Origin of the sequence: Candidatus Aquiluna sp. UB-MaderosW2red (genome assembly GCF_900100865.1) — a bacterium.
Classification (GTDB): Bacteria; Actinomycetota; Actinomycetes; order Actinomycetales; family Microbacteriaceae; genus Aquiluna.
This window is the reverse complement of sequence record NZ_LT627734.1, coordinates 1,406,830-1,422,718: the sequence shown is the minus strand read 5'-3', so window position 1 is coordinate 1,422,718 and position 15,889 is coordinate 1,406,830. Positions and strand designations below refer to the sequence as shown.

Below are 15,889 nucleotides of genomic sequence, written 5' to 3'. Positions count from 1 at the left end.
AGAAGACAGTGACCCAGACCGCACCGAGCCCAAAGCGAAGAGTCTCACCACTTTCAATTGCGATCGGAATCTTGGCCGCGATTGCCTTTGCGCTGATAAGCGCAGCAGGCATCTACACCGATTGGCTCTGGTTCGACCAACTCGGATACGTAGGGGTTTTCCTCACTCAAATCTGGGCTCAAGTCATCGTTTTCCTGATTGGTTTTGTAATCATGACCGCCTTGGTTGCCCTCGGCCTCATGCTGGCTTGGCGCACCAGGCCGATTTACATAAAGATGCCATCCGAGTCGCCCTTTGCGGTCTACGCACAGATGATTGAGGGAATCCGCAAGCTGTTTATGTTTGGTGTCCCTGCGGTAATTGGTATTTTTGGTGGCCTCTTGGCTGCTGGCCAGTGGAGAACTGTGGCACTGTGGCTCAATGGCCCCGAGTTTGGGTATACCGATGCCCAATTCGGTTTAGACGTTGGCTTCTTTGTTTTTGACTTACCATTTCTGAGTTTTGCGATCGGGTTTGTTTCCGGAGCTGTTTTCCTGGCGGCTCTGGTAAATGTTGCAATCCACTTGATTTACGGTGGAATTCGCTTCACTGGTAGAGAAATCAAATTCACCAAGCCCGCTCGCGTGCAGATTTCTATTTTGGTTGCAGTTTATTTGGCCATTCAGGGCCTTAGCGTTTGGTTGGATCAGTACGGAACCGTTACTTCCACGGGCAACTTATTCACTGGCGTGAACTACACCGACGCCAATGCGGTTATCCCGGGTCTACAGATCCTGGCGCTAATTTTGGTCGCAGTGGCCGTGACGTTTGTAGTAACAGCATTCCTAGGTCGCTGGAGGCTTGCAATCGTCTCCACTTCGGTGATGGTTGCTTCTTCGATTGTCTTGGGTGGACTATTTCCTTGGATCGTCCAGACCCTCCAGGTGGTCCCAAACGAGAGAGCCCTGGAAAGTGAATTTTTGCAACACAATATCGATGCGACAAGGCTGGCCTACGGTTTAGCTGATGTCAACGTCGTGAATTATGACGCAACCGTCGTGGCAGAGCCGGGTGCTCTTCGCGAGGATGCTAAAACCACTGCCTCAATCAGAATTATTGACCCAGCATTGGTGAGCGACGCCTTCAGGCAGCTTGAGCAGTACCGTCAGTACTACAGCTTTCCAAACCGACTCCACGTTGGCCGTTATGAAATCGATGGCGAAGTTCAAGACACCGTTATCGCGGTGCGCGAGCTCAACCAAGCGGGTCTTGGAGAGTCGCAGAACTGGATCAACTCCACAATCGTTTATACCCACGGTTTTGGAATTGTTGCAGCTTACGGAAATAAGCGAGACACCGATGGTAAACCTCTATTCTTCCAGTCTGGGATTCCATCCGTAGGCTCCCTTGGAGAGTTTGAACCAAGGGTTTACTTTGGAGCCAACTCTCCGCTTTACTCAATTGTTGGCGCACCAGAAGGTGCAGAGAATCTTGAGTTCGACTTCCCGGCCGGTGAAGGCGAATCGAATGAGACATACAACACCTTCTCAGGCTCGGGCGGACCAAATGTTGGCGGCCTAGTTCCCAGAATCGCCTACGCTCTTCGATTCCAGAGCGAGCAAATCCTGCTTTCCGATGCCATTAATTCTGAGTCTCAAATTCTTTATAACCGAGACCCAGCAACTCGAGTCCAAGAGGTCGCCCCTTGGCTACAGCTCGACTCTGAGGTTTACCCAGCGGTCGTGGATGGACGAATTAAATGGATTATTGATGGCTACACCACAGCCAGCAACTTCCCCTATTCAAATATTGAGAACTTTAACCTCGCTATTTTGGACTCCGCATCGGATGCCTTCGGTGGTTCTGGAAACAACATCAACTACATCAGAAACTCGGTGAAGGCCACGGTCGATGCCTATGACGGATCTGTTGACCTTTACGCCTGGGATGAAGAAGATCCGATTCTTGGGGCTTGGATGAACGTCTTCCCAGACACGGTCAAACCTCGCTCCGAAATCTCCGGTGATCTGATGGCGCACGTTCGCTACCCGACCGATCTATTCAAGGCGCAGCGTTCAATCCTTGGTCGCTACCACGTTACCGATGCGGGTTCCTTCTTCTCGCAGCAGGACGCCTGGATGACGCCGAACGATCCTGTTGAAGGAACTGGCTTGGGAGACTTGCAGCCGCCTTACTACCTAACCCTTCAGGCGCCTGGTGATGAGGAGAGCGCATTCTCCATCTACTCAACCTTCATTCCACAATCTGAAGGAGCGATAGCAAGAAACGTCCTCACCGGGTATCTGATTGCTAATGCCGATGCTGGAAAGGTGTCCGGAACGGTAAATGAGAACTACGGCAAGTTGACCCTGCTAAATCTTCCTCGCGAAACTATTGTTCCGGGTCCAGGTCAAGTACAGAACCAGTTCAACTCCGACACCGCAGTGTCTTCTCTATTGAACCTATTGCGCCAGGGATCCACCAGGGTGTTGAACGGAAACTTATTGACAGTCCCTGTGGGTGGCGGATTGCTATATGTCCAGCCGGTCTACGTTGAGTCAACTGGTGAGACCAGCTACCCGCTCCTGCAGAAGATTCTGGTTGCCTTTGGCGATAAAATCGCCTTCGAAGACACTCTCGATGAAGCGTTAGATGTTCTTTTTGGCGGAAACTCTGGAGCTAATGTCGACGACGGAGCTCCCACGACGGGAACCGGTGGCACTGTACAGCCAGACACTGGAACCAGCTCGCCTGTTGCCTCAGTTGATAACGCGGCCTTAGATGCAGCCTTAGAACAAGCACGAGTTGCACTTCTAGATAAGCAGGCGGCACTTGCCGCTGGGGACTGGAGCGCATTTGGTGCAGCTGATGAGCGCCTAGCCAAGGCGATCGAGGACGCTATTGCTGCGTTGAACTAACCCCCGATCTTCTGCTACTATAAGAGCTTCGCCGCGGGGTGGAGCAGTTCGGTAGCTCGCTGGGCTCATAACCCAGAGGTCGTAGGTTCAAATCCTGCCCCCGCAACCAATGTAAGTAGTCGAGGCTCAGGTCTCGGTGGCCCACGATTCGAAAGAATCGTGGGCCTTTCTATTTGACCTAGATAAGAACTGCATGTCAGGTTCAGTCGAATGTGAAATGGATGCGGGCCACCTGTTGATCGGGAACTTTGGCTCCTGGGTCAGTTTAAAATATCGCAGCCGCGGATCACACCGGAAGTTCTTGCTAGATGGATTTTGGTCTAGTAGGGAATTAGAAAAAGGCCCCAGCGCTAATTGCGCTGGGGCCTTTTTGCTTGGACTAAAGAGCTCTAAAGCTCGCCAGTCGGTTAGTAGTTGACGGTCAGCGTGTTGGATACTGACATGATCGTCACCACGCTCGCCATGATAAAGCCGGCGATGTATGGGTTCTGAGTGGCTCTGTAAAGCTTGCGAGAGATAACAACCGCTACCGCAAGTATGACGATTACAGGGAACAGCCATATGCTGAAGATTCCACCGAAACCATCGATGGTGTAGCCCGTGTTTGCGAAGTTGACGTACTGCGCTACCACCAGCACAATCACCGCTGACGAGGCCATAAGTGCCAGTACCAGGGTGTTCAACCATTCTTTTCCACGCAGAGTGAATCGGTTGAAGCTGTTTACAGCGACCGAGTTCACGACAAAGTAGAACAAGAAGAATGGCACGTATAGCAATGCAATCCAGAGCTTGTCTGCTTCAAAAGCCTTGACGGCCATGGTCCAGAATCGGAAGTCGGTTTTCAGGAAGTAATCGAGCAAGAATACGATTCCAAATGCTGCAAATACAACAACAGCTCCCAGGCCTATTCCCTGGAAGAATTTCTTCCAGCCCGGCAGGATGCCTGCGGCCTTGAGGTTCATGCCGTTGCCTTTATTGAACGCGAAGTATGAGATCAGCATGATCACAAGTCCGGCTAATCCGTTTATCGCAGCCCAAGTGGCGATGAAGAAGACCGCACCTTGGGTAAAGATAGTTGGAGTTCCGTTAAAGGCAATGCCCTGCATCCAAGACTGTTGGCTCAGCCAAACGTAGCTACCACCTGAAATTAGCGCGGAGACACCAAGAGCTCCCCAGAACCAGCCGAGGCCCTTGCGGGTTGTTCCTGCGAGTTCGGTTGTCACCTCATTCTTGAGACCGGCAAATGTTCTTGTTCCAAGAAGTGACCTAGCGAAAGCCAATAAGAAGATTCCGAAGCCAACTAGGCCAAGAGTTGTGAAGAGCTCCTTTACCTGCCAGATTTGGGTTGAGGCCGCCATCGGATTTGGGGCTGGGAGAACTTTGTCCCAGAACTCAATCTGACTCCCAATTGTGGTCTTCGAGATAGTTCCCCAGGGGTGAGTCTCAGCTGGGGTGTAGGCGACGCGCTGAGCGCCGTCTTTATTCTGATAAGAACCCGCTGAAATGTTTGCCATTCCTTCTGGGTCGGTGCCAAAGTTCAAGAACGACTGGGCGTTGGGGGTGGTGATGTAATCACGTGGCGGGGTTAGCACGGCACCCTCGGCACTGTAGCTTCGGAAGAAGAATTCGTCGTACTGGGCAGCTACTAGTCCGACACTTCGGTTGCCATAGATATTTGCGTAGGCACCATCGGCATCTCGGTAAACCGGGTCACTGTCAACTAGGAAGACTGCGTCTATCAGCTGCTTTTCTGCGGCATCATCAAGCACGACCGAGAAGTTAGCGGCGCGAGCACCGTTGGAGTGGCCGGAGATTCCTAGGCCATCTATGTAGGGCAGTTCGGAAACCAGTTTGACGACGTCATACATTCCGGTTCCGCCAAGTGTTAGCTGGTCGTAACGCAGGTTAGACGAATTACCGTGACCGTACATGTCAATTGAGACGACCACGTAACCGCGGCGGGCCAACTCTACATAGTTGCCGCTTTGCATCTCGCGGTTGTTCCACCATCCGTGGCTCACGATGATGGCGGGAGCTTTGTTTTCTTCAGTCACCGAGTCGGGCTTGAATAATAGCGCGCTAACCATCTGGCCCGAGGGGGTTTCCCAGCGCATATCTTTAATCGCGACTGTCCCTCCAGCTGTTTGTATGAGTGATGCACCGATGCCGGACACCAGCATCATGATCAGCGAGAGGGCCAGCCAGCGGCTGTTCCTTCTCAGTAGGTTCGTGTTCATTTATCCCCAACTCCTTTGTGTGAGTAGCTATCGGTCCAGAGTCGCAACGGATGTGCGCTCGTCATGTTGCTGGACATCAGGTCTCCACGTCCTGATCAACCCAACCCATGGTTTTGGTTACCGCCTTTTTCCAATTGCGGTAAAGCTTGTCTCTTTCTGGCACCGGCATCTGAGGCTCCCAGCGTTTGCCCTCCGACCAGTTTTCGGTAACGTCTTCGGGTCCCGCCCAAAACCCCACGGCAATGCCAGCAGCATAAGCGGCACCAAGGGCAGTTGTTTCAATCACGCTCGGTCGGATGACTGGAACCCCGAGTTGGTCAGCTTGAAACTGCATCAGCAGCTCGTTAGCAACCATGCCGCCATCGACTCTTAATTCAGTTAGTTCAACTCCGGCATCAGCGTTCATGGCCTCAATCACCTCCCGGGTTTGGTAGGCGGTGGCCTCAAGCGCAGCGCGGGCAATGTGATATTTATTCACATACCTAGTGAGTCCAACAAGAGCTCCGCGGGCGTCGGGTCGCCAATAGGGAGCGAAGAGTCCCGAAAATGCCGGCACAAAATAAGCACCGCCGTTATCGTCGACTTCCCTGGCTAGCTTCTCGATATCGGTTGCGTTGGAGAACAGCCCAAGATTGTCGCGCAGCCATTGCACGAGTGAGCCCGTGACAGCGATTGATCCCTCTAGGGCATAGATCGGGGCTGCAGTGCCTATCTGGTAGCAGACTGTGGTTAGCAGGCCGTGGGTGCTGTCGATGCGCTTCTCGCCGGTACTTAGCAACACAAAGTTTCCGGTGCCATAGGTGTTCTTAGCCATGCCGACTTGGAAGCAGGCTTGGCCAAAAGTCGCCGCCTGCTGGTCACCCAGAATCCCCGAGATGGGAACCCCGGGAAAAATCCCACTGGCCTTCCCGGAGCCGTAAATTTCAGACGAGGAGCGAATTTCTGGAAGCATCGTTAGGGGAATCCCCATGTCGGCTGCAATATCTTCTCTCCAGGTGAGGGTGTCAAGGTCCATTAGCATCGTGCGAGATGCATTGGTTACATCGGTGACGTGTATTCCACCGTCGATGCCTCCGGTCATGTTCCACAAAAGCCAGGTGTCCATGGTGCCAAAAAACAAGTCACCTTTATCCGCGGATTCGCGGGCACCTTTGATGTTGTTCAGAATCCAGGAAATCTTTGGACCTGAGAAATAGGTTGCAAGCGGGAGGCCAACAATGGCTTTATAGCGATCTGCTCCCTTATCGCCTGCAAGCTCCTGTGCAATTTTCTGAGTTCGGGTGTCTTGCCAAACTATCGCGTTGGTAACGGGGATCCCGGTGTGACGATTCCACACGAGCGTTGTTTCACGCTGGTTGGTGATGCCGACCCCGGCTATGTCTTCGTAACTTAGCTTTGCACGACTCAGTGCTAGTGCAACCACGTCCCGCACGTTATTCCAGATTTCAATCGGATTATGCTCAACCCATCCAGCGCGAGGAAAGATTTGCTCGTGTTCGAGCTGTCCGCTGGATACCACGGTTGCTTTTTGGTCAAAAACAATTGCGCGGGAACTGGTGGTTCCCTGATCGATTGAAACAATGTATTTTGACATCTGCGGCTCTCTTCGTTGAGGTCGATTGGTCGGGATTTATTGGTTGTTACTGAATCAAAGGCGCTGCTAAAAATCACCCCGTCATTTTCACAACGCTTGGTGCTTCAGATCTAACAATCGAAGCGCTTTGATCATTTGGCTCGAGGGCCGCCTTGGAATCTGCTTCCGCAGTCATTGAATAAGAGGCGATCTCGGCAGCCAGGCGTTTCTTGGACCAGTTGAGCTGTTCCGCAGCAATCTTGGCTATTTCTGGGAGCGCAGCTCGTGCTTCGAGCTTGTACTCGTAAATCATGCGAGTGCGACGGGCCATTATGTCTTCTAAGTGCAAGGCTCCCTCGTGGGTTATCGCATACACAATTTCGGCTCGGAGGTATGCCGGAGCCTCGGCCAAGGGCATAGCCAGCTCCTGATCAGCCCGACATAATTCGATGATGTCTTGGATATTGCTGCCGAATCGGTGCAGGAGGTGGTCGACCATCGCAGCATCCCAGCCGAAAAGGTCGATGTCTGATTGCAGATTGTCGATCTTGACGGGGGCTGCTCCGGTCAGTGGAAGAGTTTTTGTGATTGAAGGATTAGCACCCGTTATGTTTTTCAAGGCGAAATCAACGGCGTCCTTTGCCATCACTCGATAGGTGGTGAACTTACCCCCGGCGATTACGGTTAATCCCTGAACCGGAGAAGCCACGGTGTGCTCACGTGACACCTTGGCCGATGAAGTGCCCTCCTTGGTGCCGGGTTGCAATAGGGGGCGCAGTCCAGCCCACGTCCCGAGAACATCATCAAGGCTGATGGGGCGCTCTAGGACCGAATTGGCCTCATTAATCACGTACTCGATGTCTTTTGCGTTTGCTGTTGGATTCTCAAGATCCTCATTCCATGGTGTGTCAGTTGTCCCGATTACCCAATAGCGCGACCAGGGAATCACAAAAAGCACACTTGACTTGGTCTGAAGAATCAGGCCAACTTCCCCAGCGATACTCTCTCGTGGCACAACAATGTGGATGCCTTTTGAGGCCAGAACCTTGAGCCCACCTTTTTCACCAGCAAGTTCTTGGGACTCTTCGGTCCAGACTCCTGTGGAACTAATCACGTGGTGAGCGCGCACGGGAAAAGTCTCGCCCGTTTCAAGATCCTCGAGAACTGCACCGTTGACATGACCCAGTTCATTCTTGGAAATTTCTATTACTTTGGTGCGCGAGGCCGCCTGAGCTCCGTAGTCGGCTGCCGTGCGTAGCACTGTGACCACGTAGCGAGCATCATCGACGTTTGCATCCCAATATTGGATTGCCCCTACCGCTGCACTTGCTGAGAGATCGGGAAATACTGCCGAGACCTGCGAGCGAGTTAGGTGACGGTGCCATGGAAGCGCCCGACGCCCACGACGAATGGTTGCGAGGGTGTCATACAGTGCGATTCCCGCCCCTACGAAGAGTCTTTCCCAAACCCGGTGTCTCAATGGGTATAAAAAGGGGATTGGCCGAACCAGGTGTGGTGCAATTTCAGTGAGTAATAAGTCTCGTTCTGTGAGTGCCTCGATTACAAGCTTGAAATCCAGCATTTGCAAATATCGAAGCCCACCATGAATCAATTTGCTCGATCTGCTGGAAGTTCCGGAGGCCCAATCTTGTGATTCGACGATTGCCGTTTTGAGTCCTCGGCTTGCGGCATCCAAAGCAATGCCCGCCCCGGTAATTCCGCCACCTATTATCAAAACATCAAGCTCTTGGCCCGGGGACACACTCGCCCGAAGCCTCTCTAGGGCATGCTCGCGGGCCTCTTTAGTTAGTCGATTTTGAGACATCGAGATCCCTTCGTGAAACGTTGATCGCGCCTTTGCTTGCCCTCGCAGTCTAGGTAGAGCTGAGCGCTTCTTGGTAAATTGTTCAGCTAATCTGCACGAACGTGCATAATTGTCGTCATGGATAATGAAGAAGCCATGCTGGCTGCGTCCTCGATGTATTACCTGCAGGACGTCAAGATGGAAACCATCGCGAGTCACCTTCACATGTCGCGATCCACGGTGTCTCGCTTACTAAAGCGAGCCCGCGAATCCGGGTTGGTAGAAATAACCCTGCGCCCCACACCGACCAAGGCTCCCGGAGTGGGAAAGAGCATTTCTCAGGTCTTTGGTGTTGAGACCTATGTGGTGCCGGTAAGTGATTCGGCTTCCGGTGCAGAACGACTCGAACAAGTAGCCATGGCAACCGCAAGGATTGTGACCGGTTGGTTTCACTCCGACATGGTGCTGGGTGTGGCTTGGGGAACGACCCTGAGCGCAATCGCCAAGCACCTTCAGAAAAAACCAACCCGCGGCAGTGCCATTGTGCAGCTAAACGGCGCTGCGAACAATCGCACTTCGGGGGATGATTATGTGGGAGCGCTAATTCTTCGGTTCGGGGATGCTTTTGATGCGAGTGTCCACTTATTTCCGGTTCCAGCCTTTTTTGACTTCGCACAAACTCGTGAGGCGATGTGGCGGGAGAGGTCTGTCGCAAGAGTGCTCGATGTTCAGCGTCGGGCTGATATTGCGCTGTTTTCAATCGGAGCCCTCACTGGAATGGTTCCAAGCCATGTCTACTCAGGTGGCTATCTCGAACCCGAGGATATCGAATTGCTGAATGCGGAAGGTGTGGTTGGGGACGTCTGCACCGTGTTTCTCAGGGCAGATGGAACCTATGAGGACCTTCCTCTGAACGAACGTGCAACTGGACCCACGCCCAAAGAGCTCAAGCAGGTCCCAATTCGAATCTGCGCGGTTGCGGGCGATAACAAGGTGGTACCGCTGTTGGCCGCGCTTCGAGCCGATTTGATATCTCATCTTGTGATCGACGAGCAGACGGCAACCAAGTTGGTGGAATTGATCAAAGTCGAGGCCAATTAGCCAGGCAGTGAACTATGGGGGGTGCACCCATGGTCAGTTTTTACTTACTAGCCGCGTCTTGGGTCGAGGCTTGTGGATAACTTTTTTCAAAACTCTCGGTTTATGACTAGTTTCACTGCATGAGACTGATTCTGTTTTTATCGATTATTTCTCTCACTGGATGCAGCGCTCCGGTGGCAGTCTTAAATGATGCACTACTGGGCTATGCGCAATCCGCGGAGAGTGGCTACGGCTTTGATAAATATCTAACTGGAGAGGCGCTAGATTCAGCGATTCAGACTCAAGAACTGCTTGATGAATTGGGTTTGATTTCCATGGGCCAAGCCAAATTCAATGAGCTCGAGCTAGTCGGTAAAACCTCGGCCAAGGCCTGCATGGATTTGCGTGCAATAACCGTTGTCGACTCTTCGGGATTGCTTGCGGATCTTCCGCCAAGAGCTAACCAATTGGCCGTCTTGATTCAATTCCAAGACATTGGGGATCAATTGTTTATCACTAGCCTCGAAGTCAAAGGTGCGAAGTGCTAGTCGAATTGGCCATGCTTCTGGCCGCATCCTCTTGCGATATAAATAGAGCAGCCATGGGGCTTTGTGGTGGATGTCCCGATGGCGGCACCTCCTACGCAATTTGCGCGACAGAAACTGGTGGCGGAACTGGTACTTCAAACTTGCCGGGAAGTTCGAGTTCTGGACCCTCCAGGCCGACCCCGATGAAGCTTTGCGAATACTACCTAAACGGCAGCATCGATGTTCCGACCCAGACAATTATTAGCGCCTGGGTGCCGGTCGGGTCAAGGCTTTGCATCGGCGACGTAGTTGTCGAATACACCCCTGGCCCAACGCGCGAAGAGCGCATTGAGACCGAAGTCTCTGACCGGTTCGCCGCGAGTAGCAATCTGCCGTTGGCTTGGTGGGAGCCCGGTGATGAGATTGAGTACGAAGAGTTAGTTAGGTTTTATGTGGACCCTAAAAATAAGTCGGTTCCTGGCACGCTCTTAGGCGAAGCGGCAACCATTCGATTTACTGCAATTAGCATAATTTGGAACTTTTCCGATGGTGGACGCGGGTCTTCAGATTCATACTCGCGAGAGTTCAAAAAGATTGGTAGCTATAAAGCCTTTGCCCGGGTGCAGTACCGGGTTGATTACAGAATCGGCTCAGCCAGCTGGGTGCTTGGAGCTGCGACCAGGGAGCTGAAATCAAATGTGCTGGATGTGTTAGTGGTGAAATATCCGAGAAGAACTCTTTTGGTGGGGTAGTTTAGATGAGGTACTCCGAGGTCAGAAAAAACACAGTTAGAGCGCATAAATTCCTCAGGAACTCGGGTCATACTTTCTTGTCTACCACGAAAGGGTTTTCATGTCGCAGTGGAACAGATCTGGCGAGTCCCAATTCAACTTCAATACACCTTATATTTCGCCGCTCTTGGCTCAGTCAAAAAAGCCCAAGCGTTCGTTCAGGCCGCTTGCGATTGCAAGCCTCGCGTTGGCATCGGCAATGGTTGGTGGCATAGTCGCCTCAACCGCCTTCACGCTCTCCTACCTCTCCGTTGCGCAACCAGCTCCCGTTGTTGTGAATGACACTCAAGCCGTTAACTGGGTCACTGGCGCCGCCGCCGCCGCGTCTCCTTCGGTTGTGACGCTCTCTGTCATCTCTAGTTCGGGTTCCGGTTCGGGCTCGGGGGTAATTCTGACCGAAGACGGCTACATACTCACCAATGCGCACGTGGTTACCCTGGGCGGTCAGACTGAGACCGCAATTATTACGGCAAGAATGTCCAACGGTGAGGTACTCACCGCCCAACTGGTAGGTTTCGACTCCGTTTATGACATGGCGATTGTGAAGGTAATGGCCACGGGCCTGAAGCCAATAGTGTTTGCCGATTCGCAGATGCTGAATGTGGGCCAGGCCGTGATTGCTATTGGTGCTCCGCTTGGGCTAACAGCGACGGTTACCCAGGGCATCGTCTCAGCACTTAACCGCACGATTCAGGTGGCAAGCTCGGCGGTTGCAGAAGACCCCGGACTTCAGTTCTGGAACGGCACTGGATCCGCTCCAATTTCGCTACAAGTCATCCAAACCGACGCGGCCATCAATCCTGGAAACTCGGGCGGGGCATTGGTTAATGAAGCCGGGGAGCTGATCGGAATCAACGTGGCAATTGCGACAGCTGGCAATGGTGCATCTGGTTCGATAGGCGTAGGTTTTTCAATACCATCTAATACCGCGAGTCGAATTGCGCAGGAAATTATCGCCACTGGATCTGCCACTCACGGGCTCCTCGGGGCATTGGTCAGAGATGCAACCGAAGCAAATTCCTCATTCTCAACCGGTGCATTTGTTGAAGAAGTCACCGTGGGCGGGGCAGCTGAGGCGGCGGGAATCAGAAGGGGTGATATTGTGACGAAATTTAACGGCCAAAGTGTTACTTCTTCGAGTGACCTAACTGCCATGGTGCGCGCTCAGGCCGCGGGTGCGGCTGTGGATGTTGAAGTTCTTCGCTCATCAAACCCCCGAAGCTTTCAAGTGACCCTGGGCGATGCTTCGGCTCTAAACTAGCAATATGTCAGATTCAAAATCATCGGGCTCCACATTAGAAAAAGAGCAAGTTTCAACTGACTCGGGCGATCACGAGAAGTACTCCCACTATGTGAAGAAGAACAAGATCGTCGAATCGGCGGTCATGGGCAATGCCGTAGTCGCATTATGCGGCAAGGTCTGGGTGCCTGCGGGCGATCCAGTGAAATACCCGGTTTGCCCAGACTGCAAGGCGATCTACGAGGGTCTCAAGCCTGGAAAAGAAGACAAAGACTAAATAAAGACGGTCGGGATAACGGGTTCGCCCTTGGAGAGTCTGAATCCGGTCGGTGGAAGCTCCGCAATGGCTTTGGCGTGGTGAATCCTTGCCAGCGAGACTCCTGGAGCCCCAATATATTGCTGTTGAATTGCGCCTTTGATTACCAGTGGAACCTGGAGAGGTCTTCCCGAGTGGTTTTCTTTCCTCGAAACAACTTCGCTTCTGGCTAACCCATTTTCCAAATCGCGGTGGGCAAATTTCTTACCACCTAAATTTGACTTTGACTTAGAGGTTTTGGCTACCTGAATCCAAATATTATTGTCCTTGTGGGCCACCAGCTTATAAACGAATCCAGCAGTCGGAAATCCGGATCCGGTGACCAAGCTGGTGCCTACACCGTAGGCATCCACGGGCGCAGCTGCCAGTGCCGCAATGGTGTATTCATCTAAATCACTCGTCACGGTAATTTGCGTATTATTGGCCCCGAGCTCATCCAATAGTTTGCGAACCGACTCTGCGCTAGAGCCTAAATCTCCGGAGTCAATGCGCACTGCTCTGAGTTCTTTATTCGAGAGTTCAACTGCTTTGCGAACGGCAGCATCGATGTCGAAGGTGTCTACGAGTAAGGCGGTTTGATTGCCCATTGAGCCCAATTGCGCTTCAAAGGCTTCCGCCTCGCTGTCGTGCAAGAGGGTAAAGGAGTGAGCACTGGTGCCCATTGTAGGAATTCCAAAACTTCTTCCAGCCTCAAGATTGCTGGTGGCATCGAATCCAATTATGTACGCGGCCCTGGCGGCAGCCACTGCGGCTTGTTCGTGGGCTCGCCTGCCACCCATCTCGGAGATAGCGCGATTCCCAGCGGCGTACTTCATCCGAGCTGCGGCCGATGCCACGGCTGAATCGTAATTCAGGATCGATAAGAATAGGGTTTCCAGCACCACTGCTTCAGCGAAACTTGCTTCCACCGTCAAAATCGGAGAGTAGGCAAAATAGAGCTCCCCTTCTTGGTAACCGGAGATACTGCCCTTGAATTCAAAATTAGCCAGCCACTCTAGAGTCGCATCGTCAACCACCTGATTGGTTCTCAGAAACTCGATTTCCGCCGAATCAAACTTGAAGTTTTTTAGAGCATCCAGCAGCCTCCCCGTGCCAGCAACTACCCCAAACCTTCTGCCCGCGGGCAACTGCCTGGCAAACACCTCAAAGACGCATTGCCGATTGGCCTTGCCGGAGTGCAACGCTGCTTGCACCATGGTGAGTTCATAGCGATCGGTTAGAAGAGCGGTAGACACGTCTAAAGCCTACCCAACTGCAAAGATCGAATTCGGGTTCGCGCTCTAGACTTGGACTCGTGGATCAAAGGCCTATCGGAATATTTGACTCTGGAGTCGGTGGACTAACCGTAGCCAGGGCAATCATCGACCAGCTACCGCATGAATCCGTCATCTACGTGGGTGACACCATTAACTCTCCATACGGGCCAAAACCCATCTCCGAAGTCCGGCGTTTGGCGCTTGGGGTCATGGATGAATTGGTCGCCAAGGGTGTGAAGCTTTTGGTAATCGCTTGCAATTCGGCATCAGCGGCCGTGCTGCGTGATGCCAGGGAGCGCTACACCGAAGCCCTTGGGGTGCCTGTTGTTGAAGTGATTCAGCCAGCCGTGCGTAGGGCAGTTGCCTCAAGCAAGAATCAAAGGGTTGGCGTGATTGGCACAAGTGCCACGGTGACTTCTGGCGCCTATGAAGATGCCTTTGCAGCGGCCGTTGATTTTCAGATAACCTCGGCTGCCTGCCCATCATTCGTTGATTTTGTGGAACGCGGCATCACGTCAGGACCTGAACTTCTAGCGGCCGCAAAAGATTACCTGGCGCCACTCAAAGTTGCTGGTGTGGACACCCTGGTGCTGGGCTGCACGCACTACCCACTTTTGAGCGCCGCGTTGCAATACGTCATGGGGGAGTCGGTGAATCTGGTCTCCTCGGATGAAGAGACCGCCTCCGATGTTTTTAGGGTCCTAACTGAACACGATATAGCGGCGGACACTTCTAGCGATCCCTCGTACGAGTTTTTTGCAACTGGCGACGCTAAAGAGTTTGAGACTCTGGCAAAAAGATTCTTAGGGCCAGAGGTTTCCGGCGTTAAGCAAATGAAACGAGAGAGCAAAAATGACTAGATCAGACGGCAGGCTGCCCGAGCAACTCAGGCCAATCACACTTGAGCGCGGCTACACCATGCACGCGGAGGGTTCCGTATTGGTTAGCTTCGGAAACACCAAGGTGCTCTGCACTGCATCTTTTACCCCCGGGGTTCCAAGGTTCAAAAAAGGTAGCGGCGAGGGCTGGGTAACCGCAGAGTATTCAATGCTTCCAAGAGCCACCAACACCAGAAACGACCGCGAAGCGGTCAAGGGGAAAATTGGTGGTCGAACCCACGAGATCTCGCGACTTATCGGCCGCTCACTTCGGGCGATTATCGACGTGAAACAGCTCGGTGAAAACACCATCGTGCTGGACTGCGATGTGATTCAGGCCGATGGTGGCACCAGAACCGCTGCCATAACCGGTGCGTTTGTTGCGCTGGCAGATGCCGTGGCGTGGGCGAAAACCCAAGGTTTTATTGCCAAATCAGCCAAGCCACTCATCGACAGCGTTTCCGCGGTGTCGGTTGGAATCATTGAGGGGGTGCCAATGACCGATTTGGCTTATGTCGAAGATGTCCGTGCCGAAACCGATATGAATGTCGTGATGACCGGTCGTGGTTTATTCGTTGAGGTGCAGGGCACCGCTGAGGCCGCACCCTTTGATAGAGACGAGCTAAACGCCCTGCTGGATCTGGCTAAAACCTCGACCGCCGAGCTAGCCAAGGCTCAGGTTTTGTCTCTTGGTGGCTCTTTGGAGCTTCGCTAAATGGAGCTGGTGTTCGCAACGGGAAACAAGAACAAAGCCAAAGAGGCGCAGGAGATTCTGCTGGGCAAAGTTCCCGGGCTGACGGTTCTTTCTTACTCCGGCCCGGAGCCGGTGGAGGACGGGGTTTCTTTTTTAGAAAACGCATTGATTAAAGCCCGAGCCGCTCACGCAGCAACTGGTAAGCCGGCTTTTGCCGACGACTCTGGAATTGCGGTTGGAATCTTGGGAGGATCTCCCGGTATATTTTCGGCAATTTGGTCCGGCACTCGGGAGGATAAAACCAATTGCAATTTACTTTTGGCGCAGCTAAAAGATATTCACCCAGAACACCGGGCCGCTGCATTCATCTGCACTATCGCCCTGGTATCAAGAGGTTCTGAAATGAGTTTTACCGGTGTCTGGTCTGGTTCGGTGGCGCCTGAGGCAATTGGCGAAAATGGCCACGGCTATGACCCGGTTTTTATCCCGGAGGGTTTTCAGTTGACCTCAGCTCAGCTCGAGCCAGAGGTGAAGAACACTTTGTCTCACAGGTTTTTGGCGTTGACTCAAATGGCTGATTATTTAGCCCGGTAATT

General features: G+C 52.8%; 13 protein-coding genes and 1 tRNA gene. 10 read left to right on the top strand and 4 right to left on the bottom strand.

All coding sequences use genetic code 11. From position 1 onward, the window contains the following. Nucleotides 1–8 precede the first annotated feature (8 nt). Complete coding sequence (locus tag BLP47_RS07245; RefSeq protein WP_091852147.1) at nt 9–2,897, top strand: UPF0182 family protein; 2,889 nt, start codon at nt 9–11, stop codon at nt 2,895–2,897. A 32-nt stretch (nt 2,898–2,929) separates the two neighbouring features. Further along, nucleotides 2,930–3,006, top strand: a tRNA-Met gene (locus BLP47_RS07240). A gap of 298 nt (nt 3,007–3,304) precedes the next feature. Here the strand turns inward: BLP47_RS07240 and BLP47_RS07235 are convergent. The 3 genes from BLP47_RS07235 to BLP47_RS07225 form a co-directional block, all read right to left on the bottom strand. Next, nucleotides 3,305–5,134, bottom strand: a complete 1,830-nt coding sequence (locus BLP47_RS07235) for a S9 family peptidase (protein WP_172807182.1) — start codon at nt 5,132–5,134, stop codon at nt 3,305–3,307. Nucleotides 5,135–5,210: 76 nt separating this feature from the next. Further along, on the bottom strand, nt 5,211–6,728 hold the full coding sequence (glpK, locus tag BLP47_RS07230) for a glycerol kinase GlpK (RefSeq protein WP_091852144.1): 1,518 nt from the start codon (nt 6,726–6,728) through the stop codon (nt 5,211–5,213). 73 nt (nt 6,729–6,801) lie between these two features. Continuing rightward, complete coding sequence (locus BLP47_RS07225) at nt 6,802–8,532, bottom strand: glycerol-3-phosphate dehydrogenase/oxidase (protein WP_091852141.1); 1,731 nt, start codon at nt 8,530–8,532, stop codon at nt 6,802–6,804. 117 nt (nt 8,533–8,649) lie between these two features. Here BLP47_RS07225 and BLP47_RS07220 point away from each other — a divergent pair, with 117 nt between their 5' ends. The 5 genes from BLP47_RS07220 (at nt 8,650) to BLP47_RS07200 (ending at nt 12,426) form a co-directional block, all read left to right on the top strand. Next, the gene (locus BLP47_RS07220; RefSeq protein ID WP_091852138.1) at nt 8,650–9,612 is read left to right on the top strand and encodes a sugar-binding transcriptional regulator; all 963 of its coding nucleotides are present in this window, start codon (nt 8,650–8,652) and stop codon (nt 9,610–9,612) included. 119 nt (nt 9,613–9,731) lie between these two features. Beyond that, complete coding sequence (locus BLP47_RS07215) at nt 9,732–10,139, top strand: hypothetical protein (RefSeq protein ID WP_091852135.1); 408 nt, start codon at nt 9,732–9,734, stop codon at nt 10,137–10,139. Further along, nucleotides 10,133–10,870, top strand: coding sequence for a hypothetical protein (locus BLP47_RS07210; protein WP_091852132.1), 738 nt, complete (start codon nt 10,133–10,135; stop codon nt 10,868–10,870). Before BLP47_RS07215 ends, BLP47_RS07210 begins: the two co-directional genes overlap by 7 nt. Nucleotides 10,871–10,970: 100 nt before the next feature. Beyond that, nucleotides 10,971–12,170: a S1C family serine protease gene (locus tag BLP47_RS07205; RefSeq protein WP_091852129.1), complete on the top strand. Its 1,200-nt coding sequence runs from the start codon at nt 10,971–10,973 to the stop codon at nt 12,168–12,170. Nucleotides 12,171–12,174: 4 nt separating this feature from the next. Next, complete coding sequence (locus tag BLP47_RS07200) at nt 12,175–12,426, top strand: DUF3039 domain-containing protein (RefSeq protein ID WP_091852126.1); 252 nt, start codon at nt 12,175–12,177, stop codon at nt 12,424–12,426. Here BLP47_RS07200 and BLP47_RS07195 read toward each other — a convergent pair. Further along, on the bottom strand, nt 12,423–13,700 hold the full coding sequence (locus tag BLP47_RS07195) for a nicotinate phosphoribosyltransferase (RefSeq protein WP_256381058.1): 1,278 nt from the start codon (nt 13,698–13,700) through the stop codon (nt 12,423–12,425). The genes BLP47_RS07200 and BLP47_RS07195 overlap by 4 nt on opposite strands. Nucleotides 13,701–13,759: 59 nt before the next feature. On the opposite strand from BLP47_RS07195, the gene murI reads away from it, so the two are divergent. Genes murI through rdgB form a run of 3 tightly spaced genes read left to right on the top strand, consistent with a single transcriptional unit; the run spans nt 13,760 to nt 15,887 of the window. Further along, nucleotides 13,760–14,581 carry a glutamate racemase gene (murI, locus tag BLP47_RS07190; protein WP_091852123.1) on the top strand — a complete coding sequence of 274 codons (822 nt, stop codon included), beginning with the start codon at nt 13,760–13,762 and terminating at the stop codon, nt 14,579–14,581. Then, a complete protein-coding gene (rph, locus tag BLP47_RS07185) occupies nt 14,574–15,314 on the top strand; it encodes a ribonuclease PH (RefSeq protein WP_091852120.1) in 741 nt (246 codons plus the stop codon). The genes murI and rph overlap by 8 nt, the downstream gene beginning before the upstream one ends. Further along, nucleotides 15,315–15,887 carry an RdgB/HAM1 family non-canonical purine NTP pyrophosphatase gene (rdgB, locus tag BLP47_RS07180; protein ID WP_091852117.1) on the top strand — a complete coding sequence of 191 codons (573 nt, stop codon included), beginning with the start codon at nt 15,315–15,317 and terminating at the stop codon, nt 15,885–15,887. Nucleotides 15,888–15,889 lie beyond the last annotated feature (2 nt).

Excerpts from the sequence above, each read along its gene's own strand:
- BLP47_RS07200 (WP_091852126.1), top strand. The coding sequence starts at position 12,175 with ATGTCAGATTCAAAATCATCGGGCTCCACATTAGAAAAAGAGCAAGTT.
- rph (WP_091852120.1), top strand. The coding sequence starts at position 14,574 with ATGACTAGATCAGACGGCAGGCTGCCCGAGCAACTCAGGCCAATCACA.
- BLP47_RS07235 (WP_172807182.1), bottom strand. The coding sequence starts at position 5,134 with ATGAACACGAACCTACTGAGAAGGAACAGCCGCTGGCTGGCCCTCTCG.
- BLP47_RS07215 (WP_091852135.1), top strand. The coding sequence starts at position 9,732 with ATGAGACTGATTCTGTTTTTATCGATTATTTCTCTCACTGGATGCAGC.
- BLP47_RS07220 (WP_091852138.1), top strand. The coding sequence starts at position 8,650 with ATGGATAATGAAGAAGCCATGCTGGCTGCGTCCTCGATGTATTACCTG.
- BLP47_RS07225 (WP_091852141.1), bottom strand. The coding sequence starts at position 8,532 with ATGTCTCAAAATCGACTAACTAAAGAGGCCCGCGAGCATGCCCTAGAG.
- glpK (WP_091852144.1), bottom strand. The coding sequence starts at position 6,728 with ATGTCAAAATACATTGTTTCAATCGATCAGGGAACCACCAGTTCCCGC.
- BLP47_RS07205 (WP_091852129.1), top strand. The coding sequence starts at position 10,971 with ATGTCGCAGTGGAACAGATCTGGCGAGTCCCAATTCAACTTCAATACA.
- rdgB (WP_091852117.1), top strand. The coding sequence starts at position 15,315 with ATGGAGCTGGTGTTCGCAACGGGAAACAAGAACAAAGCCAAAGAGGCG.